Origin of the sequence: Gilvimarinus gilvus (assembly GCF_030518155.1) — a bacterium.
GTDB classification, from domain to species: domain Bacteria; phylum Pseudomonadota; class Gammaproteobacteria; order Pseudomonadales; family Cellvibrionaceae; genus Gilvimarinus; species Gilvimarinus gilvus.
Map to the genome: position 1 here is coordinate 269,451 of NZ_JAULRU010000569.1, position 21,614 is coordinate 291,064.

The 21,614-nt window shown below is 50.7% G+C and carries 22 protein-coding genes; 7 read left to right on the forward strand and 15 right to left on the reverse strand.

What is annotated here, in order from left to right; genetic code table 11:
* Positions 1-24: 24 nt before the first annotated feature.
* The gene (locus tag QWI17_RS11870; RefSeq protein ID WP_302722718.1) at positions 25-834 is read right to left on the reverse strand and encodes a hypothetical protein; all 810 of its coding nucleotides are present in this window, start codon (positions 832-834) and stop codon (positions 25-27) included.
* A gap of 476 nt (positions 835-1,310) precedes the next feature.
* Between QWI17_RS11870 and QWI17_RS11875 the strand changes: the two genes are divergently transcribed.
* Positions 1,311-1,736: a globin family protein gene (locus tag QWI17_RS11875; RefSeq protein ID WP_302722719.1), complete on the forward strand. Its 426-nt coding sequence runs from the start codon at positions 1,311-1,313 to the stop codon at positions 1,734-1,736.
* 58 nt (positions 1,737-1,794) lie between these two features.
* Here the strand turns inward: QWI17_RS11875 and QWI17_RS11880 are convergent, their stop codons facing one another.
* Entirely contained in the window at positions 1,795-2,181 is a 387-nt protein-coding gene (locus QWI17_RS11880; RefSeq protein ID WP_302722720.1) for a hypothetical protein, read from the reverse strand.
* A gap of 129 nt (positions 2,182-2,310) precedes the next feature.
* Between QWI17_RS11880 and QWI17_RS11885 the strand changes: the two genes are divergently transcribed.
* Positions 2,311-3,093 carry a helix-turn-helix transcriptional regulator gene (locus QWI17_RS11885; protein ID WP_302722721.1) on the forward strand — a complete coding sequence of 261 codons (783 nt, stop codon included), beginning with the start codon at positions 2,311-2,313 and terminating at the stop codon, positions 3,091-3,093.
* A gap of 208 nt (positions 3,094-3,301) precedes the next feature.
* Here QWI17_RS11885 and azu read toward each other — a convergent pair whose 3' ends face one another.
* The 6 genes from azu to QWI17_RS11915 all read right to left on the reverse strand — a co-directional run bounded on the left by azu (position 3,302) and on the right by QWI17_RS11915 (position 8,252).
* The gene (gene azu, locus QWI17_RS11890; RefSeq protein ID WP_302722722.1) at positions 3,302-3,754 is read right to left on the reverse strand and encodes an azurin; all 453 of its coding nucleotides are present in this window, start codon (positions 3,752-3,754) and stop codon (positions 3,302-3,304) included.
* A 330-nt stretch (positions 3,755-4,084) separates the two neighbouring features.
* Entirely contained in the window at positions 4,085-4,588 is a 504-nt protein-coding gene (locus tag QWI17_RS11895; RefSeq protein WP_302722723.1) for a TIGR00645 family protein, read from the reverse strand.
* 48 nt (positions 4,589-4,636) lie between these two features.
* Positions 4,637-5,005, reverse strand: coding sequence for a hypothetical protein (locus QWI17_RS11900; protein WP_302722724.1), 369 nt, complete (start codon positions 5,003-5,005; stop codon positions 4,637-4,639).
* Positions 5,006-5,103: 98 nt separating this feature from the next.
* Positions 5,104-5,388 carry a hypothetical protein gene (locus tag QWI17_RS11905; RefSeq protein WP_302722725.1) on the reverse strand — a complete coding sequence of 95 codons (285 nt, stop codon included), beginning with the start codon at positions 5,386-5,388 and terminating at the stop codon, positions 5,104-5,106.
* Between the two features lie 110 nt (positions 5,389-5,498).
* Entirely contained in the window at positions 5,499-5,777 is a 279-nt protein-coding gene (locus tag QWI17_RS11910) for a hypothetical protein (protein ID WP_302722726.1), read from the reverse strand.
* 636 nt (positions 5,778-6,413) lie between these two features.
* Positions 6,414-8,252: a glycoside hydrolase family 9 protein gene (locus QWI17_RS11915; protein WP_302722727.1), complete on the reverse strand. Its 1,839-nt coding sequence runs from the start codon at positions 8,250-8,252 to the stop codon at positions 6,414-6,416.
* Between QWI17_RS11915 and QWI17_RS11920 the strand changes: the two genes are divergently transcribed.
* A complete protein-coding gene (locus tag QWI17_RS11920) occupies positions 8,251-8,541 on the forward strand; it encodes a hypothetical protein (RefSeq protein ID WP_302722728.1) in 291 nt (96 codons plus the stop codon). The two genes, QWI17_RS11915 and QWI17_RS11920, sit on opposite strands and share 2 nt — an antisense overlap.
* Before the next feature lie 122 nt (positions 8,542-8,663).
* A complete protein-coding gene (locus tag QWI17_RS11925) occupies positions 8,664-9,503 on the forward strand; it encodes a 23S rRNA (adenine(2030)-N(6))-methyltransferase RlmJ (RefSeq protein WP_302722729.1) in 840 nt (279 codons plus the stop codon).
* A gap of 205 nt (positions 9,504-9,708) precedes the next feature.
* On the opposite strand, the gene QWI17_RS11930 is transcribed toward QWI17_RS11925, so the two are convergent.
* From QWI17_RS11930 to QWI17_RS11950, 5 genes are all read right to left on the reverse strand, one after another.
* Complete coding sequence (locus QWI17_RS11930) at positions 9,709-10,740, reverse strand: cupin-like domain-containing protein (protein ID WP_302722730.1); 1,032 nt, start codon at positions 10,738-10,740, stop codon at positions 9,709-9,711.
* Positions 10,741-10,969: 229 nt separating this feature from the next.
* Positions 10,970-12,100: a Wadjet anti-phage system protein JetD domain-containing protein gene (locus QWI17_RS11935; RefSeq protein WP_302722731.1), complete on the reverse strand. Its 1,131-nt coding sequence runs from the start codon at positions 12,098-12,100 to the stop codon at positions 10,970-10,972.
* Between the two features lies 1 nt (position 12,101).
* A complete protein-coding gene (locus QWI17_RS11940; RefSeq protein ID WP_302722732.1) occupies positions 12,102-15,749 on the reverse strand; it encodes an ATP-binding protein in 3,648 nt (1,215 codons plus the stop codon).
* On the reverse strand, positions 15,749-16,468 hold the full coding sequence (locus QWI17_RS11945) for a DUF4194 domain-containing protein (RefSeq protein WP_302722733.1): 720 nt from the start codon (positions 16,466-16,468) through the stop codon (positions 15,749-15,751). Before QWI17_RS11945 ends, QWI17_RS11940 begins: the two co-directional genes overlap by 1 nt.
* A gap of 2 nt (positions 16,469-16,470) precedes the next feature.
* On the reverse strand, positions 16,471-17,922 hold the full coding sequence (locus tag QWI17_RS11950; protein WP_302722734.1) for a Wadjet anti-phage system protein JetA family protein: 1,452 nt from the start codon (positions 17,920-17,922) through the stop codon (positions 16,471-16,473).
* A gap of 164 nt (positions 17,923-18,086) precedes the next feature.
* Between QWI17_RS11950 and QWI17_RS11955 the strand changes: the two genes are divergently transcribed.
* Entirely contained in the window at positions 18,087-18,275 is a 189-nt protein-coding gene (locus tag QWI17_RS11955; RefSeq protein WP_302722735.1) for a ParD-like family protein, read from the forward strand.
* Positions 18,268-19,044 (forward strand): type I methionyl aminopeptidase, encoded by a 777-nt coding sequence (gene map / locus QWI17_RS11960; RefSeq protein ID WP_302722736.1) that lies wholly within the window; start codon positions 18,268-18,270, stop codon positions 19,042-19,044. The genes QWI17_RS11955 and map overlap by 8 nt, the downstream gene beginning before the upstream one ends.
* Positions 19,045-19,065: 21 nt before the next feature.
* On the opposite strand, the gene QWI17_RS11965 is transcribed toward map, so the two are convergent.
* Complete coding sequence (locus QWI17_RS11965; protein WP_302722737.1) at positions 19,066-19,341, reverse strand: hypothetical protein; 276 nt, start codon at positions 19,339-19,341, stop codon at positions 19,066-19,068.
* A gap of 243 nt (positions 19,342-19,584) precedes the next feature.
* On the opposite strand from QWI17_RS11965, the gene QWI17_RS11970 reads away from it, so the two are divergent.
* A complete protein-coding gene (locus tag QWI17_RS11970) occupies positions 19,585-20,082 on the forward strand; it encodes a hypothetical protein (RefSeq protein WP_302722738.1) in 498 nt (165 codons plus the stop codon).
* A 525-nt stretch (positions 20,083-20,607) separates the two neighbouring features.
* Here QWI17_RS11970 and QWI17_RS11975 read toward each other — a convergent pair.
* Complete coding sequence (locus tag QWI17_RS11975; protein ID WP_302722739.1) at positions 20,608-21,489, reverse strand: chemotaxis protein; 882 nt, start codon at positions 21,487-21,489, stop codon at positions 20,608-20,610.
* Between the last annotated feature and the right edge of the window lie 125 nt (positions 21,490-21,614).

A 21,614-nucleotide genomic window follows, 5' to 3' on the forward strand; every position in this document is an offset into this window, starting at 1 on the left:
TCGTGATGTGGATTGGTTATCGGGTTAGAGACAAGCCAGCAACTTCAGAAAATTACGGCCTTCTTTCGTCACTTTATAGGAACCCGCTTTGCGTTCAATAAAGCCGAGTTCAAGGGCCGTATCATAAGAGTTGTGTGCGCTGGGCTGCGAAAGCCCCAGAAATCGAGAGGTCTCACACGGGCCATATAGGCCATACAAGGTGCCCGCCAAAATGGTCAGCAGACGAAGGCCAGAGGAGCTGCAATTTTCGCGAATGTATTTGTGGGCATTGATCGTTTTGCGCAGTGTGGCCCTTGGCACCTTGCCCTCGGTTATGGTGTGAAGCTGTGCGCGATGCTTCGCCAGCATGGCATGCCCCGACTTGGTGATGGTGTAGAGCGTGTGGGGCGGGCCAGAACCGCCAGTATGGACTTTTCCGACAGGGCGTATCCACTTGCGGGTTTTCAGGGCCGCCAACGGCAAGGGGCGCAGTGATTGGGATTTTAAATTATCGCGCAGGTCACTGAGGCTAAACTCATCGCCTATGTGCTCCAGTATGCTTAAGCTCGCCACGGTGCTGAAGGTCAGCAAGGGGGTTCGGGCGTTTAGCTTCTCAATGTCCTTAAGGATTTTGCGGTGGGGTTTGCTCAACTCTTCGCCGCAAGCATTGGTGGGGCCGCGATTGGTCACCCAAAAATCTGGAGCTTTCAGGCATTCGTCGCGATAGGCTTTGGCCTTGTTCGGTGCGCTCTTGCCGTACTTATTCTTAGAGAAAGTGCGCTGCTTTAAAAAGCCACCGCCCAGCTTGGGAACGCGGACGAGGTAATAGTCCCCCGCGTCTGTAATGTATCGCATGTCTCGACTCATAGCATAAAACCGTATTAGTGTTGTACCGCTGCTCGCTGTATTTAGGATGCCCCAAGTCGACGCTGGGGTGCAAGCCCGGCCGATAGCTGGATACAATCGTTGCAGGCGCTCATCCACAGTGGATGCTAAATAACCTGAATCGTTACGCGCCGTCGGCAACTCCCTTTAACCCATGCAGTGGCGCCGGACAATGATACACGCACTGTCACCTAACCAACATACGCCTGGCCATTGTGTTCAACCTGATATTTCGGTTGCCATTTTGCGTAACGCTCACCACTAGTGCATAGCGATTGCATAGCGCGAACCTGACCGTGTATGGCGCTGCGTAATCGCCCGACAAACAATGTTCGCTGGATCACCCAGCCAGACACGCACACCTCAAACGAATCTAGGGCATTTAAATGCCGCTATAAATAACGTCTATACTCAAATTCTCTGTTGCACACCTAAAGGATGAGACTATGGCGCTATCAACCCGTCAAGTGACATTGATTCAGGACAGCTTTGCCCAAGTGGAGCCTATTGCGGATACAGCGGCCGATATATTTTACAAACGGTTATTTGAGCTTAACCCGGAATTGAGGCTGATGTTCAAAGGTGACATGAAGGCACAAGGTAAAAAGCTAATGACGACCTTAAAGGTTGCTGTCGCAGGTTTAGACGATATCGGCAAAGTCGTGCCCGTACTTAAAACCTTAGCGGAGCGGCATGTACAGTATGGCGTTCGACCAAGTGACTACACCACGGTCGGTAACGCACTACTGCAAACATTGAAACAAGGGCTCGGTGATGCCTTTACCCCCGAAGCGCGCCAAGCCTGGGTGGAACTTTACCGCACTATAGCGCAGGTCATGAAGGCGCATGCCTACCCCGGTTTCAAGGGCTGATTTGCAATCCACTGTTGCTGGAAGTCGGCGACTAGCCCTCGCGTCATTCGGTTGGAGCTTAAGCGCCTAGAGAGTGAATCGCTTTGTATTCACAGTAGGCATACAGCCCTACAATGACAAACGTTATTGCAAGCAGTGCATGGAGTAGTAGGGAAATACTGTCATAGAATAAGGCCATGACGATGGGTGTTGCGATTAGCCATGCCAAATCCAGGATAAATATCATACCAATCCAAGCGCGAGAACCCGGCAGGTGTCGTTGAACAAACCATACCAAGGCCGCAAACACGCATAAACCGGCCCCCACGATTTGATAAACCAACGCCGATAGTTCGCCAAACCACGGGGCCAACCATTGCCCCCCTAGTACCAGAAGTATTCCCGCTGCCATTGATGTAGTTGCATTTAACTTTAATACCGTTGTAATTGCTGGCTTATTCATCATATTCTGCTCCTCCGCAATACCCCGTAGTATTCCGGAGTTCGATATATGAGGCCATTACCTAAGAGGTAATGGCTCTCAGAGTGAAGCGATCAAAGGCAAAAAAAACATTCTTGGCATTACGGAAGCAACATGACAGGCACAAAAAACATACTTGTTGAATTTAGAAAAAGTAAAGGCTGGTCGCAGCAATTCCTTGCACTGGAAGCGGACGTCTCTACGCGCCATATCAGTTTTATCGAAACCGGGCGCTCCACGCCGAGCAGAGAATTGTTACTCAAGCTTGCCTATACGTTAGAGCTTTGCCACCGCAACACCAATGCATTGCTTAATGCCTACGGCTACGCCGCTCAATACACGAGCATGGCGCTCACAGATACCAATCTAACGCCTGTACGCGACGCGCTTAAGTTGATGCTGGATAACCACGCCCCTTTCCCAGCCGCAGTCTTAGATGGCCAATGGAATCTCGCTATGGCCAACGCGCCGTTACAATGCATGCTAGAAACCTTGTTGCGAGAACAGCCAACGGGGGAGTTTAATATGCTTGAGGCAACCTTCGACCCAAATAGCTTAAAACCTGCCATAGAGAACTGGGCTGAGGTGGCCAGCGTTCTACTTCGCAGGTTACACCTACAAGTGCACAGCCAACCATCCCCCGCATTGCAGGAACTTTACCAAAAAGTACTGAACATGAACCCGCCCGAGAATTGGCGCGACACGCCAGCGGGTTTCAGTGAAGGGCCAATGCTAACCGCTAAAATTAAGGCCCAGGGAGAGAGCCTGGAGCTTTTTTCCACGCTAAGCACCTTTGGTACAGCGCAAGATGTTAATCTGCAAGAGTTAGTGATTGAGACCTATTTCCCTGTAAATCAGAAAACAACAAATTTCTTTTACGAATTAGCCAAGAGATAAAGAATTAACGAAATACCACCTTATTAAAATTCTGCACACCTGAGCTTATCGCAAAACGAACTCGCCGATAGCTCGTTCACAAATCCTTGATCCTATTTTCAAGGAATTTTCTACTAATAACCGTTGTGGATTATTGGGGGGTTACGGGACCGCACACCAGCATTAAAAAGCCGAGCCGAAGGTCGGCTTTTTCTTACCTACGATTCTATCAATCGATGGTAACCGTACCTTTCATCAGCGCATAATGGCCGGGAAAGGAGCAGAAAAAGCTGTAATCTTCCTCGGGGTTTAGCGCAGCGACATCAAACGTCACGGATGTACTCTCGCCACCGCCAATAATCTTAGTGGCGGCAATAACACGCGCATCGTCCGGGGGAAGGTAGTTGTTTTCAATGCCCGCGCTCATTCCCTCTTGCGCCAAAGCCTGCAACTCAGCTGTTTTAGTCAGCACCCAGTTGTGCCCCATAATGTTAGCGGCTATGGAGCCTGAGTGGGTCAGATTCACTGTAAAACTCTCGCAAGAAGCCGGAATACTAATAGCGTCAGTATCGAACCGCATCTGATCCGTACTATCGACATTAACCTCACAATCCGCCGCCAGAGCACCACCCGCAGCAAAAGTAAAAACGCCTGCCAACGCTGTTTTCAGCAAAAACTTCATATAACACTCCTATAACGGATTACCAATCAAATATAGGCTTAGCAAGCCCAAACTCACATAATAGAATACGAATAAGATCAAAATTGGATTACTTAAAAAAAGCTTTACGGAAAACTTTTTTCAGCCCTTCCGGCAGTGTAACTCCGTCGCCTACGCCGCGTCTAGGCCCTGCGCCAGCGCCAGCACAGCCTCATATATTGGGAAATAGCGCCCTGCATCATCACCTAAGCCATTCGCATAGAAAATGGGAAAATCCTTTGCATTTTGGACACTTCATACAATCTTCCCACTGTATATAAACCAATAAAACCAGAGAGAGCTAAATCAAGATCAATGACTGGACGTAAGCTTCTCCTGCAAGGCCATCAAAGTACCAGAAACCACAAACGTCATATGAATAATAACCCGCCACATAACAAGGCTCTGGTCACTGTCTTCGGTCATAGTCAAAAACACCTTTAACAACTCGATAGACGAAATGGCAACAATAGAGCCAATCACCTTAATCTTAAGGCCCGCAAAACCAACCTTACCCATCCAACCCGGGCGATCCCCATCATCTTCGACTTCAATCTTCGAAACAAAACTCTCATAACCGCTAAACACGATAATGAAAATCAAACTGGCAATCAGAGAAATATCGATCAGCGTCAAAATATGAAGAATAACCTCCGACCCGCTGAGATCATTGATATTCAGAACAATATGAATAATCTCTTTGACAAACTTCAACAACAAAACAGCAACCGCCGCCACCAACCCAACAAAAAACGGCACCAAAAGCCAGCGGCTAGCAAATAAATGGCGCTCAAACACTTCTTCAAAGTTTTTCATTATTAATCCTAATAAGTAGTTATCTCTCAACTTTTTATCACAGAAGCTTTAACGACTCTGACCCGATTGATCTGATCTACAACCCACATCGTCTGGCTCGATGTTAGTGTAAATGCAAATTACAAAGAACTCGTTACCAGGCTCGTAATCTGATTTCTTACCGGACCACATTTCTGTCAGTTCAAAAACAGCCTGTTCCATAAGATGAGGCTCTAGTTCGTATTCGATGGTTGACTTCGAGCCTACATCCTCAACTCTTGCGAGCCTGACTTCAGATACACTCAGGGATTCATCTTGAGTGATTCCAAATATTAACCCCAAAATCACAAGGCCTGAGGACGACTGACTTTTGGTGGGTTGAGATGCTTGGCAGCCCAATAGAGCAATGATTAAAAAACATACTGCAAATAAACGCATGAAACTTCCTTTTTAATTGTAAAAATCTAATGCCCACATCACGAGGAGCTTTGCATTTCAACAACTCTGACCCTATTGATCCTCAGTCTTTCTATACGCTAGTAGCCGTGTGCCTCTGCCACCAACTGATCGTTCACGAACACCTTGTAACTTTGAGGCCGAAGACCCGCTAGTAAGAGCGGGCGGACTTTCTCCACCACAACGCTCTGCCCCTCGATTCGACCTTTCCATGACTGCTTCAGCCGCGTGGAAAAGTGAGTAAGCGGATTAGCCGGATGTTGTAGCAGAGTTGTCTCGTGCGGAGTGACAAAGCGTATGCCACCGAATAACCAGTTTCGCTGAAACTTGACGGGAGTATTTCCAATTTGGAACTCAATTTCCATTGATGCCTCCAGTGACGCCTAACGCCTTTGGAAGGGGAAGCGTTGTGGCGAAGCCACGCTTTTAGCTGTCCCACTTGCCAAACTTGTTAAGTGTGAATTACGCACAGGCTCTATTTCTCCGCTAAGGCTTTTAGAAGCGTTTTAATGTCTTTGATTGCTTGGCTATGGCTCTCCACATCACCAGCTACGGCAAGTGACTCCAATGCGTCAACGGCCACCATTAAATCAGAAGAGAGTTCTGGCATAGTGCCTTGTAATTCTCGGGCAGACTCCTCGATATCAGATGCGACTTCATCTCTTCTTTTTGATGGCAGAGACCGCCACCCACCCACCAATTCTTGATAGTGCCAGCGCTTTCTTATTTCTTCGATTTCGCCGCTAAACTTCATATTTGATCCTGACACTTAACATTTGTATATAGGGCTCGCGCGCTATCCACCCCCGAAACAACAAGAAGACAATAGCGCAAAGCATTGATTTTTAATAGCTTACTTGTTTATTTTCGTTCCGGAAAGGAGAGGCAAAGCGTGCATGCGCGTTATCATGCATGCAGTGGTCTCACTATCTAACCTTCCGAGCTGGTTAAGTAATTGATACTAAAGTAATTTCAATGTATTGAAAACAGCAAAGCGTGCATTGGGGGAGAGGATGTCGGATGTCGGATGTCGGATGTCGGATGTCGGATGTCGGATAATATTGAAACAAATAGAGCTACGAAGTGACCCTCCCCATTGTAACCAGCTGAACGCAGGTAGATTTGGGTGGTTAATCGCGCATGGACGCGCGATTAAGGAAAAACGCGTGGGAGCGCGATTTTTTCCGACCGCCCAAATCTGCCGGAGAGAAGGAACCCGCAGGGCTGAGATACAGGGGTGAGTTTCTTGGCTACTTCTTTGCTCACCAAAGAAGTAGCTCGCCCGCCCGGCGAAACAGGGCAAAAGGGGGAAAGATTGTCTGAAGTCAGACGTCAGAGGACGGACGAAAAAGCCCCCCCCTACCCCAAACGCCTAATCAGGCAAAAGAAATCAATCCACAAACTTCGACAACAACCGAATATACCCCAACTGATACCCATTAGAATTCTCCGTCACCTGCCAGGAATTAATCGGCCAGCCATCATTAAAATCCGCATACGACTTCATCGGCGGCTGATTAAAGGGCGGTGCCGGCGGCGCCATACCGCAGCGGGCATTGTTATCGGTATTGCCACAGCTATCCGGGCAACAGGAATCCCAATTGTATTGCGGGTTGGCACCGCCAATCACAAAACCTGGCGCCGGGCCATAATTGGACTGCGACACCGAATCCCAATCGGCACTGCCGTCGGTAAACCAGGAGTGGTAGAAGCTATCCACCGAGTCTTCCGCACCAAACTGCGCCATATTCGACAAGTACACCTTACCCATGGCATTAGTGCCATGCAGGTAATTGATGTAGCCCAGAGCGACGCTCTCAATATCCGCAGCGCTGTTGTCGCCCAAGCCAAACTTTTTCAGGTGGTAGAAGGTGGAACCCTTAACCCCCATGGTGCGGCTGCTGCCCCAGGTGTAATTGCCATCCCCCAGATAGGCCCGGTAAGCGCCGGTTTGGTCGTTAACCGCGCCCCAGTTTTCCACGCTTTGCATAGATTGCACATAACCGGCCTCAATGGCGCTAGCGATATTGCCCGTGGCATTGGCAAGGCTCGCGTAGTGCAGCAAAGTGTGCAGCAACTCTTCATTCCAGGGCGCGACCCAGCCGATATTGGGTGTGTTGGCATCGACATAATCCCGGTACGCGGTATCACCGGTTAATGCAAACAGATAAATAGCCGCCATCAGCTTTTTCTCGGCGCGGCCATTGGCATCCACCTCTTGCTCGCCGGCGGCGACACCATTGTCGGAGTTGCGGAAGGTGACCTCGGGGTTGGCCTCCGCCCAGCTCCAGGCCTGCTCGGCGCGCGTGGCCAGGTCTTGCGCGTATAGATTAAGGGCGTCGTTATTAAACTGGCTGAAAAACTCCGCCCCCAATGCGAAAGCCGCGGCCCCGGAATAAGAGGCCGATGTGGTAGACGGGCCGTAAACGCTGGGGCCGGTTGCCGCCGAGGGTGGGCTGGCGTGCCCTAGCCCCATCACTGACAGGAGGGAACCATCGGCTTCCTGCATTTTTACCAGCCAATCCATTCCCCACTTAATTTCATCCACCCAATCGGGCAAGCCATTGCCGGACTCCGGGATATTGAAGTCATCGGTAAACACACCGGGGCGATCATTGTAAATATGCATCATGCTAACCAAGTAAGACGCATGCCAGTTGGTGTATTTGTTGTAATCACCGGCATCGTACCAACCGCCGCTTAAGTCGCGCTCGGTGCTGGCATCGCCGGTTTGGTTATAGAGCCGGGCCTGGGTATCCTGCCCCGCTCCTAAATGGCTGGCGCCATCCACCCAACCGGCATCGGCGTAAGGGGCTTGCTTGGCAAAACCCGCGCGCTGGTAAAAGAAGGTTCGCACCGCTTCAATTAACAGGGGCCGGTACGGGTTGTCCGCCACCTGGAACTCTACCGACCGCACATGGCGCTCGGCATCCACCAACACATAACGCCCCGCAGCGCTCAGCGCTGAAATATCCAGCCACCACACCCGATCCCCCGAAGTGGTATTGGTGGTGCCATCTTTCCATGCCGCCGGGCTTACCGTCAGGGCCACCTCTGCGGTATCCAGATTAACCACCTGGTACTCAGCGCCCGGTGTAAAGCTAAGCTCGGCGTCAAAGCCTTCGATCGGGTTGCGTAAAATGGCGATTTTGGTCGCGGCCGGCAGATAACCGAACTGATCCACGGCAATGCACTTTATCGCCGGCAATTGTGAGGCATCGGTGGGCATGACTTCGGGCGCATTTACACCGCAGGCTAGCGCAGCCACAGAACTGGATGAAGAACTGGAAGAAGAGCTGGACTCGCTGCTGGAACTGTCGCTGCTCGATGATTCACTGGAGGAGCTTTCGCTAGAAGAGCTTACACTGGAAGAATTAGGGCTGGGGCTGGAAGAACCACCGCCGCCACCTCCGCATGCACTAAGCCCAACCACAACGGCCAGAGCCCACAACACCGGTATTGAACGCATGAAACCACCCACTGTTAATTTATTATTGTCAGTCCAAAAGACTATATGAAACCGGTTACCAAGTAAACGATTTGGTCACACCTCAGCTGCACATCGAAAAGGTTAGGTTTTTGTTTGGAATTGTGCCAAATCACTATAGAATTCACTGTCGCCAATCCCAGACTCTCGCCTATGCTCAGCTACCGCCACGCCTACCATGCCGGCAACCACGCCGATGTGTTCAAACACCTGTGCCTGACGCTCATTCTGGAAAAGCTGCTTGAGAAAGACAAGCCACTGACCTATATGGATAGCCACGCGGCCGCCGGCCTGTACAATCTCGATGGCGATATGGCGCAGAAAACCCAAGAGTACGCCGAGGGTATCAAGCGACTGCTAAACGCGTCATCCAGCCTTCCTGTGGGTCAGAGCTACCTATCTTTGGTGGACACGCTCTACCGGAGCGGCCGTTACCCGGGCTCGCCAGCAATTGCCGCACACATGTTACGGGACAAAGATAAGTTGCAACTGATTGAATTACACAACACAGAGTTTGCCAACCTGCATCAACAGTTTCGTCGCGACGCTCGGGTCAGCTGCCATCATCGCGATGGGTTCGAAGGGGTGCAAGCGCTCTGCCCGCCCACTCCAAGACGGGGAATGCTACTGATTGATCCGCCGTACGAGCAGCAAAACGAATACGACCGAGTCATACAATGCGTAAAAAATCTGCACAGGCGATGGGCCACCGGAACCCTGGCCATCTGGTACCCGCTGCTGGGGCGGGCGCGTAATCAGGCCGATGGGCTGCTAGCGCGCCTCACCTCGCTCAAACCCGCCAACCTGTTTGTAGCGGAACTCTGGATAAAAGCGCAAAGTGAGGACTATGGTATGCACGGCAGCGGTATGGCCGTGATCAACTTACCGTGGCAAGTCGATACGCAGCTTGAGCAAACCCTTCCGCACCTCGCGACCGTATTGGGCAAAGAGCACGGCGGCTATCGCCAGCAGTGGTTAATCGAAGCTAGGTAGCTCGCCGCAAACTAGAAATTCGACTTCGCAGATAAAAAAACACCCGGCGAAAGCCGGGTGAGAGAGGAGAGTCACTATGTATTACTGCCACTACTACAGATATAGACAGCGACATCTGCGAAAGTTCCCCTCACTCCATATTTTCCCGCCTGGTAGTCGCCATACTGCCCCAACAACGCTTTACCGTCCCCCTTTAACGGGTTTATTACTTCCGGCTAAGCACCTGAATTAAACGCTGCTTGAGTCGTTTCAAAGCATCGGTGCTAAATGTCTCCATAATACCGCGACGCCCATCCGGCAGGTGGCTGCCAAGATCACCCGCATTGTCAAAAACATAGTGATTAAAATGGTGCCGCCAGGCTTCGCGCTGCCCCGCGGGGAGTGTGTTGAGCGCCATCATTGCGAAAAAAAGCGCATTGCGCGGATCGCCATAGCTGGGATTAGGTTCACCCCACCAGTAGTTCACCAGTACATTCAGGCCTTGCAAGGCGCGCACGTGGTGCCACCACAGATAAGGAATATACAGCCCGTCGCCAGGCTCTAAATCGGCAACCTGGGCGTGCGCCAACGCTTGCTCAAATCGCGGATGCGCTTGGAGATCCGGATTATCGAAATCAACCATACTGATCACCGCGCCGGCCGGTGTCATCTCAAAGGGCCCAGGGTACAAGTTTGTGACTTGCTCAGGAGGGAATAAAGTAAACCTTCTTTTCCCCGCAACGCAACAGGCGATATTTTCTGAGGCGTCGTAATGCGCCGCCACCGTCGCTTTGCCGCCAATCCATATGCGCGGCTCAACTTGCTCCGCCAACAACGGCATCGGCAGCTCTCGCTCAAGGCCCGGCAAATGATGAGGAACCACAATCGATTGAATGGCAAAAGTTGGGCTTTGTGCATCACCGGCATGCTTGCGAATAAACTCAAGCGCCGTGGGTAATTGAGTTTGTGAGGGGCGGCAATTGAGGCCGGTTAAATCTTGATTGTAGAATATTCGCCCATCGTTACTGGCCGGGCCCTGCATGGCCGTTAACGGCATACCGCGATCGAAGCCCGCCAGGTACTCGCACAAGGCATCATCACTTTGCAGGGCCTTGCGCACCATTGGCCAGTCGCCGACTAAGCCTCGCATAATAATGGGCTCACTGGCGCCCCTAATATCTTTATTAAACGTATAGGGGGTGGTACCTGTGACCTCGCGTACACGCGTGGCCTGCTTAGGTATGGGGTACTCAGTCATGATCACTCGGCGCTTATGTTTATAGAATATGCATCAGTATAAAGACTGCTTTACGGTATACGCAATTGACCTCAATCAAGCAGTGGGCGCTTCAGGTTAAGGGATATCAAGCTCCCTCAACGACCACCAAGGCGGTGTTGCCACCCATGTTGATTGCCATCCGGCGCTCTCAGGGCAAGCCCTGATGCTGCATTGCCCACCTGGACTTGAAAGGGTGACCTAGAGGTGGCTAGTAACAGTCTCCTAACAAAGGACGAACTGCCTCTTGATCGACAAAACCATTATGGCGGCGAATAGCGACAAGCAATTGCTCATCGGCATAGTGACACCCTGTGGTGCCCGGGTCTACCTGAGCGGTCTTGCCCGCCATCGTCGCACTGTGCGCCTCCCCATTTTGCAGAAGTTCCAGCAATGGCTGATAGCCAGGCTGCCAGGCCTGAGTCTGAGCAAAACTTGCACGCAAGGATCTGAGAATAGCCATTCCCGCAAAGTCGAGATCCCCCCAAAACCAAACTGGCACAGAGGCGTGAGCGTCGAACCAAAACCTTTCAAAACCGGCACGCGCTTCATCGGAAACTTGCGTGTAGGTAAAAACCACCTGCCCCTTTGTTCGGGTGCGTTCAGCACTCAGCGCAAAGCCTGCGCTATACACCAGCGCGAAATGTGACTGCGGCTGGGCTGCCAGTTCCAGAAACGTATCCTGATTTTCGATAAACAGAACTTCAGAGAAATGCTCGGGTAAGTGCAGCGTTACCAGCAGTGGCCGCGGCAAAATGCGATGGGCCAGATCAGGATACAACAGCCGCACCCAATCTTCGTGCCGGTCCAACACTTTAGAATGACCCGCAAAGCAGCGAGCGGAAAGCTGACGCAAGGTCATTGGCTGTTGCAACGTTTGACCAATGGCCAACAAACCGCGCAACGTTTGTTCGGCGCCCCACTCGGGAAGCCGAATAAGGTTGTGCGCCAGAACGGCTTTGGCAGGGTTTGAATCGGCTACTTTTTCCAGTTCACTGTTCCAAACTACCGCGTATGGATCGAGTGCGGGCCGATTTAACCACTCACGCAACACTTCCTCACGCTCTGGAATGAACCGCAACTGCGCCCCCTCATAGACTTCCTGAAAGGGCTTAACCTTGGCTTTTTTAATGGTAATCAGCTTACAGTCTTTGTCTAAACTCTCAACCAATGCCCAAAGATACTGTACGTCTTCATCAAACTCATACAGCTCAGGCGTTGTTTTGGCTCCGACTTTGATAATAAGTTTAACACCGCGCTCCAGTTTATCGACAAAGACGTTCAATAACCTTTGTATAAGAGGTTCCTCTAACCAAACCGGTGGTGTTGGTGTCGCTCTCATTTTACGCCTCGAACGTGTCCATAAAATCCAGCATTGCCTGATGCCTTACGGTTTTACGATGATTTTGCCAAAGCTTGCGAATTTTTTCCTGATCGCAAGCCTTACGATCCACCAAAACTCTGGATTTCAATTCCCCCATCGGCTGCGCTGTTGGGCATTTACTGAATACAAATTGGTTGCTGATTAAGTCCATAAAAGGGCCCGACTTGCTGCTTGGCATAATAAACAAAAGTTGCAGCCCCAAAGTTTGCGTCAAATAGTGAATCACTTCGCGTGAGCGATTCTCATCCATTTTTGAGAAGGCTTCATCCACCAGTACCATACGCAAGTGGCTGTCACCTTCGTTAAATCGAAAGGCACTCGTCACTGCGGCGGAACGAATAATATAAGCGGGCGTTTCCAACTGACCGCCAGAACCCGTACCATACTGACTAAGCGCAATAGCGGCTTTGCCCTCTGGCTCTTTATAAATTTCATAGTAGCGATAGTTACGATAATCGCTGATACGCGATAATTCACGCAGGGCTACCTGCTCGTCTTTATCGAGCAGCATGTCAAGCATTCGGTCCCGCACCTGACAGGCTTTTACCGACAACTCGGCGTCAAACAAGCTGGTGCCATCACCCAAATTCGGCACGGCTATCACTTCGGTAAAAAATCGCCAGTAGTCTTTAAACTCTGGCACCCAATCGTAGCCGAAGTAAAAACGCTCCCGATCGGCCCCAAAGCGATGGTATTCAAGCTCTTTGTTCAAGTCGGTCAACGTTCGCTCACCGTCTTTCACAGCCTGGTAAATGGAATGGCACAGATTGGTGACAAACGCGGTATTGAAACTATCGCGTAACTCAGCTAACTGTTCGTGTTTATCAACCAATACATTGTTTTTAAAACGGTTAAATAAACTGACCACTTCGTTGCCCATGGCCAATACGCGCCGGAAACATTCGATACCGTGAGGCTCGCCCATACCGGTGTCGTAAACAATGGAGTCCTGCATATGGCAACGCTGATTGTGTTGCATAATGGCGCTGTGCAGCGCGCGCTCGTGTGACTCCAGCTGTTGTTTAAGTGCGGCAATGTCGTCGGCGAACGTGAAATTTTCTGCCGCTTGTTCGGCGCGATGACAGGCCTCCCCGATCGCATTATCGACATCAAGTTCCGGGTAGTGATCCGCCATTAGATACACGGCCTGTTCGGCGTCGTCTTGCGCCTCGGCCAACGCATCTTGTGCATCCGCTAATTGGCCTACCTGGCGCGCCATGGTGCGCTCGCGCTCCTTAAGCTTGCCTGCGTCTTCTACCAGCGCCCGGTGACGGTTTTCTTCTTCCTGATACTGTGCCTTAAGCTGAGTCAACTCAGCTTCCAGCTCGTTAAAGTCGCTCAAATCCAATTGCGCCAATGCTTTTTCCGCGCTTTGGATGGCCCGATGACAATCCATCATACCGGCAATGGCTTCGCCAGCCTGTACTTGAGCAATCGCGTCCATCAACTCTATTACACGCGCCAACTGTTGGTAGGCCTGCTCGCTGTGATTAGCATCGGCAAGCAGTTGCTCACATTCGCGCAGTTTGGCTTTTAAGGCCCTTTCGCGCGCATGTTGACCAAACACTAGCTCGCTATCGTCTAAGTCGCAGCGCCACATGCTGTAATTACCGCTACCCAAACCTTCGGGGGTAATACCCCTTGCGGTGCCGCGCAGGGTCTGCGCATCATCCACTCGTAAAACATTACCGTAGGATGCGCGCAGATAATACTCTGCTACTTTGTGATCAAACGCCATAACATCGATGATCGATCCGCTCGGCGCAGTCCAACGTTCGGCATCGCGTCGGGCTTTCTCACCCTGAATCACCCTTGCCTTATTGCGACGCGCGCCGGGCATGGAGCGAACCAATCGCATGGCCTCGGCTTCATACGCGGGCTCAACAAGAATCGAGAATCTGGCACCCCCTAAATAGCCTTCGATGGCCATTTGCCAGTTCGCATCGAGTACATTGACATAGTCACACAATACACACGGCTCAGCTTCCGGTATTGCCTGGTGGATTGCCTGTAATGCCGCTTCGACATACGGGGGGTAATTCACTTTCTGCGTTTGCAGTAAGGCCACGTCTCGTTGCCTTTGCTTCAGCTTACCATTGAGGTCCTGCCGCTTGCGTTCCGCCTGCATCAATAAATGCGCTATTTGACTGCGCACGCTTTCACCATTGGCAGAAAGTGCCGCACTGTGCAAAGTATCGGCCCATTGACTGTGCGCACTCTCAGCGGCTTTGATTTTCGCCACGTCACTCTCAAGCTGCTCAATGCCTACCCAGTCTTTGTTGACGAGCTGCGCCAGATCTACTGCCACTTGATCGGCGGTGGCAACAACCTTTTGCCCCAGCTGCCTGAATGCTTTGCCATCAATGGTCGGAACATCAACGCCTAAAGAGCTTTGCGACAACAACTGCAGTAATTGCTCAGTCGCTTGCACATTGCGCTGCATTTGTTGGCTCTGTTCGTGCACAGGGCGAGCCCTGCCCGCCAACTCGCGGGTACGATCCGCAATGGTTTGTTCCAGATCATCCTTGCTTTTCAACGCGCTAATTCCCTGACGCTGCGCCTCTAAGGCAACCTGCGATTCGTGAGCCGCACGGCGCCGATCTTCGCTGTCACGCTGCGCCACTTCATTGGCGGTAATTTGCTCCAGAATATTTTTCTGTTCTGCTTTGGCGCTGAGATACCCGCGTTGATTAACCTTAGTGAGGCGGGTCGCTTCGCTGTACTCTGCCAACTGGCGTTCAACCCATGCATCGACATAACGAGTCGAGCAATCACGTGCACTTTCTAAGGTAACAATGGCATCGCGAATCGCCCGGGTATCGGATTCCATCTGGTGAATGGTTTTCATTAAGTCCGCTACATTGCGAATAGCATCGCCCAGATCGCGCGGCTCCAGAATTTCTCGGGCGACAAACTCAGTAATACTCTTCACCGGTTTGTAGGCCATAAAATTGGCAAACGTACGCGCCGCGTGCTTGGCTTCGCGATCTGAGACCGCGTCCTTGCGTCCGCGCAATGCCCCGTACAGACGGCGCAAGTAAGCGCCTTTTTTGTCGTATTGCTCAATGCCACTCGCGCCAAACTCTTTTTTAAGTAAGGTCACAATGTCGGTAATAGGAACAACATGCTTGCCATCGGGGTAGCTCTTCACAAAGTGAGAAAGACTTAACTGCTCGCCCGGTACAATCAAAAACTCTAATGTATCGAGACGCGCCTGCTTTTGACTGCCCGCACTGTCAAGATGCGCCCGGACACACATAACCGCAGTAAAGGGTTCCCCGCCTTCACCCTGAGTGGGGTGAAAAATGCCAGCCACATACCCATCAACTGTCCAGGGCCGGGCGTAACTGCCATCATCACAGCCTAAAACGTAGGACGCCAGAGTGCGCACTTGTTTGCCACCACGGCCACGCTGAGTGGTTTCATCCTGGCCGGGATTATAATTAAACAGATTTTCATGGGCCGCGGTCATTAATGTCTGAATAGCGTCGGCCGCCGTGGTTTTACCCGATCCGTTCCCGCCGGAAAACAAATTTATGGGGCCAAATTCGAACTCCAACTGAGGAATGTTACCCCAGTTAACAAAAATACCGCGCTTTAAAAACATTAACTGAGCTCCTCATTAATGTCTGCCGCACCTTCGTTTTCGGTGCTATCGTCGCCTACACTTGTTATGCGCTGCGTCTGTTCGCCTGATGCCCCGCCCTCAACCAACGCCTGCAATACCTCTTCACCCACAAAGCTGGTAATGGATGGCTGAATACTTATCCAGCTTTCGTCGCTGTCCAGGTCGTCTTCCAGTTGATACTGTATAAGACGCAATTGTTTTAAACGACGAAATATTTGCTTGCGCTCCACTAACCCCTCAGGCAATTGCCGCTTCAACAAATTATTCATAGCGATCGCCAAACCCTCGAGCGAGAGCATGGCTCGACCTTTCTCGTCCACCTGCCCCTCGCGCAAACTTTTCTGGTATTCTGCGCGCAGCACCAAAATAACCGCGACTTCATGCTGGCTAGGACGAACCCTAAACCCGTGATTAAACGGGCTACTGTCATCATCCGGAACTCCCGGCACATTCGCTCCGGGCGGAAAAATACGCACAAAGAAAAATTGACGATCGTGCTGCACTCGCACGTTAAGTACCGCCAGGTACTCCTCCACAAGTGCCGCGCATTGTACGTAGCGATCGTAAAGCATGGCCTCGGTTTGGCTTTCGTCGCGACATAACACGCCGTAATCCAGCAAGCGTATCATTAACTCGGAAAATTCCTGACGCGTTACCTGAACGCTGGCCAGGGCTTCATTTATATAGTTGTCTAGCATAGTTACTCGTTTGCACTTGTTTCACAAAGTGAAATTAAAAATTCATCGGCAGCGGTAAAGTAATCGGTTCTTAGCTGCTCACCCGTAGGCTCGACGTTAAATTTTTGACCGCTGGACAAATTATTGTGTGAGGCAACCTCGATAATATGGGCCATTGCCAGTAAATCACGGGCACTGTCTATCGGCAGGTGGCGTGTGGATACTTGGCGACCATCACGCAGGGCCTTCTCAACGTAGCCACGTAAGCTTGAGTTATCCATCGCGAAGGCCTGATCAAGCATTTGCTGAATCAGCAGTTCGCGCTCCGCTTCTGTATCCAGTGGTGGCTGTTCAGTGACGGCGGTTTTTACCACGGCGTTGGGTCGGCGCTCCTGCAATCGCAATGCGCCGGGGTCGACCAATTGCACTCTGATTCCCGCCATGGCGTCGGCCGCACGGGATAAGCTCGCACTTTGGCTTTTCTCATCTTGAGCGACCAACGACTGACAAACTTCGACCAGATCATTTCGACTTTGGCTGTTTAGGTAAGTCAGTTGGCGGATAATAATATCCGCTCGCTTGGTGAAGCTGTGAAGCGCCCGACGCAGTGCGGGCAGCATAATTTCAGCCGCATTACCCATGCGCCTTTCAATCGTATCGAGAATTGTCCAAAGTACCGATTGGCCAGGGTGTGCGAGCTCGGGAATAAGTCGGCGCAACTGCCGCTCTACATCCGCTTTGTGCTCTTTTGGCTTGCGACGGACCTTGGCGATGACTTTACTGATTTGATCCCGATGCTTTTCGACACTATCGGCAGACAACCTTACGGCCAAATCCGGCTGAAAGCGCTTTTCCATAAATTCAAAAAACTGGTCGGTGGCCTGTTGTACCAATTGCTGCGATTCCACCTCTCGCACTAGCTCGCGTTTACGCTCTTCGAGCTCTGAAATAACGTCGGTGAAATCGGTCACAATTCGCTCGGAATACTCGTAGGCATCGAGCAGGTCGTGCACCTCGGCGCGGTTGCAAAACGCCTCCAGTGCATTCAAGGTATTGCGGGTATTGCGATGGCGGGTTCGGATACGTGTCGTATCAGACTCTACCAGCGGTTGAGTAAATAAACGCCCCAGTCGACTAAAAGGATAAGTGGACTGCAAGGTGGCGGTATCGACCTGTTTTTCCAGCCATCCGCTTTCAAGCAATTGCTTCATCACCCAAGTGGCTTGCTCTCGCAGCGATTTAAAACGCTGCGGACTGTCGTCTTTGTCGTCAAACTCGCCCACGTCCATTTTGGGCGCGCGGGCCAACGCCTCTTCCAGTATCTCCAGTAACTGATCGCGTGACAAAGAGTGACCATAGTCAGCATTGGAGCTGTACAAACGCTCGTACAACAGGCACAAACACTGGGCGATGGATTCGCGATACTTGCTGGTAAGCGGCTTAAAGAAGTTCAGACGTTCGGGGGTAAAAAACATGAATGATTTATTGACTATTTATCGACCAACAACAGGCCTTTTCAATCCCTATTGTGAAGCCCGCTTTGTCTCGATGCAATCAAATTGTTGCATGACCGAGCCCCAACCGATAATATACGTTTCATATATATACCGTATATTCACTATAGACTGTTGTTTATCGTATGGGTATCGTTAAAATCTCCGAACATATGCATGATCAAGTGCGTACAGCGAGCCAGGTAATGGAGCGCTCTATCAACGCACAGGCCGAATTTTGGCTTAAAATTGGCCAACAGGCCGAGCTCCACCCCACTAAAACCTTCAGCGAGATTATTCAACAAGCGTTTATTGAGCAGCAGCGTCATGAGTAAGGTGGTATTGAAGAGCCCCGATGCCATCAACAAGATGCGTCACGCGGGTCAATTGCTGGCCCGGGTTTTTTCCGAACTAGACCAACGCATGCGGCCGGGTGTTACCACCGCCGCCATCAACCACTGGGTAGAGCACTATATTCGCAACGAGCTGGGCGCCAGGCCGGCGAGTTTGGGTCAATACGACTACCCTTTCAGCCTAAATGCATCGCCTAATCATGTGGTTTGCCACGGTTTCCCCACAGACTCGCCTTTGCAAGACGGTGACATAGTCAATATTGATATTACGTTAGAAAAGCACGGCTACATTGCCGACTCCAGTAAAACCTACTGTATCGGTCAGGCTTCAGAAGCCAGCCAAAGGCTGGTCGATGTAACCTACCAAGCTATGTGGCGGGGCATTCATGCGGTAAAACCCGGCAACACGCTGGGTGATATCGGCCACGCTATTGCAGCGTTCGCCAAGCTCAATGGCTATAGCGTTGTGCGCGATTATTGTGGCCATGGTATAGGCCAACAAATGCACGAGGCGCCCGATGTCTTGCATTTCGGCTCACCCGGCAAGGGAATCAAGTTACGACCCGGTATGACCTTCACCATTGAGCCGATGATAAATCAAGGCAGTGCGACAACTCGCACACTGGCAGATCAGTGGACTGTCGTCACCGAGGATCAAATGCTGTCTGCCCAATGGGAGCACACCGTTTTGGTCACCGATAAAGGGGTTGAGGTCTTAACCTTAAGGCCGGAAGAAGCCCCCTTAATTTAGACGGCCGACAAACGCTTGTGATTATTGGCACTGATAGCGAGCCGGCTGATCCGTCACCACTTCCCGCAACGCTTTGAGCAAAGAGGTATCGTCACCAGTATCCTGACTTAACTCCCACATCATGACACCGCAGGCGCCACTGTGAGTTAACGCCACCTTGGCACGTATGGCAGGAATGCCATTGTAATAGTCCTCACCGACCTGGCTGAGACAGGCGATATGGTCATTGGCCTCCCCCAACGCCCGCCCCGCTATTGCGCACAACTGAAACACTGCCGCACCAAAATTCGTTACCATTCACCACAGCGAATGCACTGTTTATACGCCTTTATTTCTTTTTCGCACACCTTAGGGTCATTTAAATTCCCATATGGAATATTTGTTTAGAAATATAGCTATTAATAATTAAAAAATCTTAAAATGCGTAACCTCAGGTAACACGACGGTAACATATATCCGTAGAATAGGTAGCAAGTCGGAACACTTCCGGCGTTACTCTTTTTGGCAATTATCTTTTACGGCATTTATGAGGACCTGTTCATGTTTACTATTTCAAAGCAAAGCAAAATCGCCACCCTAATAGCTGGCGCTGCACTCGCGGCATCCGTATCGGCCTCGGCCGCCGATCGCTACATTGACGGCAAAGTTCAATCCGTCGACTACGCGACAAAAAGTATCACCGTAATTGAAGACGGCACCGGCAAGCTCTACACCTACGCGTTCACAGGTAAGCCACAAATTGACATCAATGGCAACAAAAAGCGTGATATGTCACTCATTGAAGCCGGCCAGGATGTTGCCCTTCGCTTGAAAAAAGTCGAGCCGGTAGAAGCAAAAACTGACTTCCGTTTGGTGAAAGGTGAAATTTTGGAAATAAACCGTACTCAAGGCTTGGCTCTTATTCGCCCTGCTGACGGTAGCAGCCCACGTGTCATTGAATTACCAGAGTCTGTTTCTATTTCTGGTTTGCACTCGGGTGCCGGTGTAGACGACCTGAAAGAAGGTCACTTTGTGACACTGAAGTACACTGCCCTATAAGAGTCAAAATTTAGTTTATCGCATAGATATAAGTAAAGAACAGCGTAAAGAAAAAATGCCCTCATAAAAGTGCCCGGCCTCTTGAGCCGGGCATTTTTTTAGGTCCGGTATCTTTTACTGACCTTCAATCATTGTGTCGTTTACAGCGTTTAGGTGCAGGTCAACACAATTTCCGATACAACTTGCGTGCACACCGCTCAGCTAAAATCGCGGCAGTTTTCATTTACAACTCAAGGGTTAAACATATTGAGGGGATGGAATGAGGGTTGCGACCAATTGAGTCTGCGAAATAGCGTTCAATTTCTCGTATAGTAGTCAACCGGTAAAAGCCATACACGCGAAGCAGCATATCAATCAGAGATAATACTGAAGGCAAAGCGCTCATCATCCGACAAGCACTCAATAGGAGCGTTACCCGTAATTAAAAATCGCACAGCAATAAAGCCCGGGCGCTTGAATGACTCATAGACAGCGAGGCGTTTCCTGTCGCCATCGCGCTTCCCAATACCGCATACTCAATCGGTTTCAGTCGTGAGCAGCGCCACGCAGCATTGCCTGAATAAGCTCATCCACATCGAACTTAGTCAATGCTTCATTAGCACCAACCTGATGGGCCTGACTGACGCTAATTTCGCTTGAGATAGAGGTGTGCAATATAATATAAGCTTTAGCCAGCGATGGATTATCGCGAATGGCAAACGCTAACTCGTAACCATCCAGCCCAGGCATTTCGATATCGCTAACCAACAAGTCTATGGGGTGTCCCGCATCGGCCTCAGTGCGCATAATATCCAGGGCTTCCTGACCGTTCGCGGTAATTTGATAGCTGACACCAATACCATTTAAGGCATCCGATAGCTGCTTACGGGCAACCGACGAATCGTCTACCACAAGAATATTGAGGCGCTGAAGAACATCGGCTTGCTCATAAGGCAACTGATTCGTCGACACACTGCTTTCAATACCAAACAACTTGGCGAAAATGTGCTCAACATCCACCAATTGCACTAGCTGGTCATCTACCTTGGTTACCCCGGTAACACAAGCGCTACGCCCCAAGCTCTTTGGCGGTGGCTCGATATCTCGCCAATTACAATCAACGATACGATCCAGTGATCGCACCATAAAACCGATGGTTTTACGCTGACAGTCGGTGATAATGATGTAACAGCTCGAGTGCTCATCCGCGGCCACAGGCGTACTGCCAATTGCATAGGCCATATCCACTACGGGCATCGTGACACCGCGAATATGCGCCGTGCCCAGTACCGCTGGATGCTGTTCAGGCAACTGAGTTAACTGGGTAAACGGTACGATTTCTTTGATTTTCAGGGTACCTAACGCAAATCTTTGCTTTGGCGTTAGCCAAAACAGCAATATGCCCTGAGAAATCGAATTAGTCTTCATGGATCACTCCGCGTTTTGGTAATCAACCAATATTATAGGCGAGCTAAAGACCGTATCGGTCAGGAGAGCACTCTCTTTAATATTAATACATACAACAGCACCCGTATAAACTCATAGATACCGCC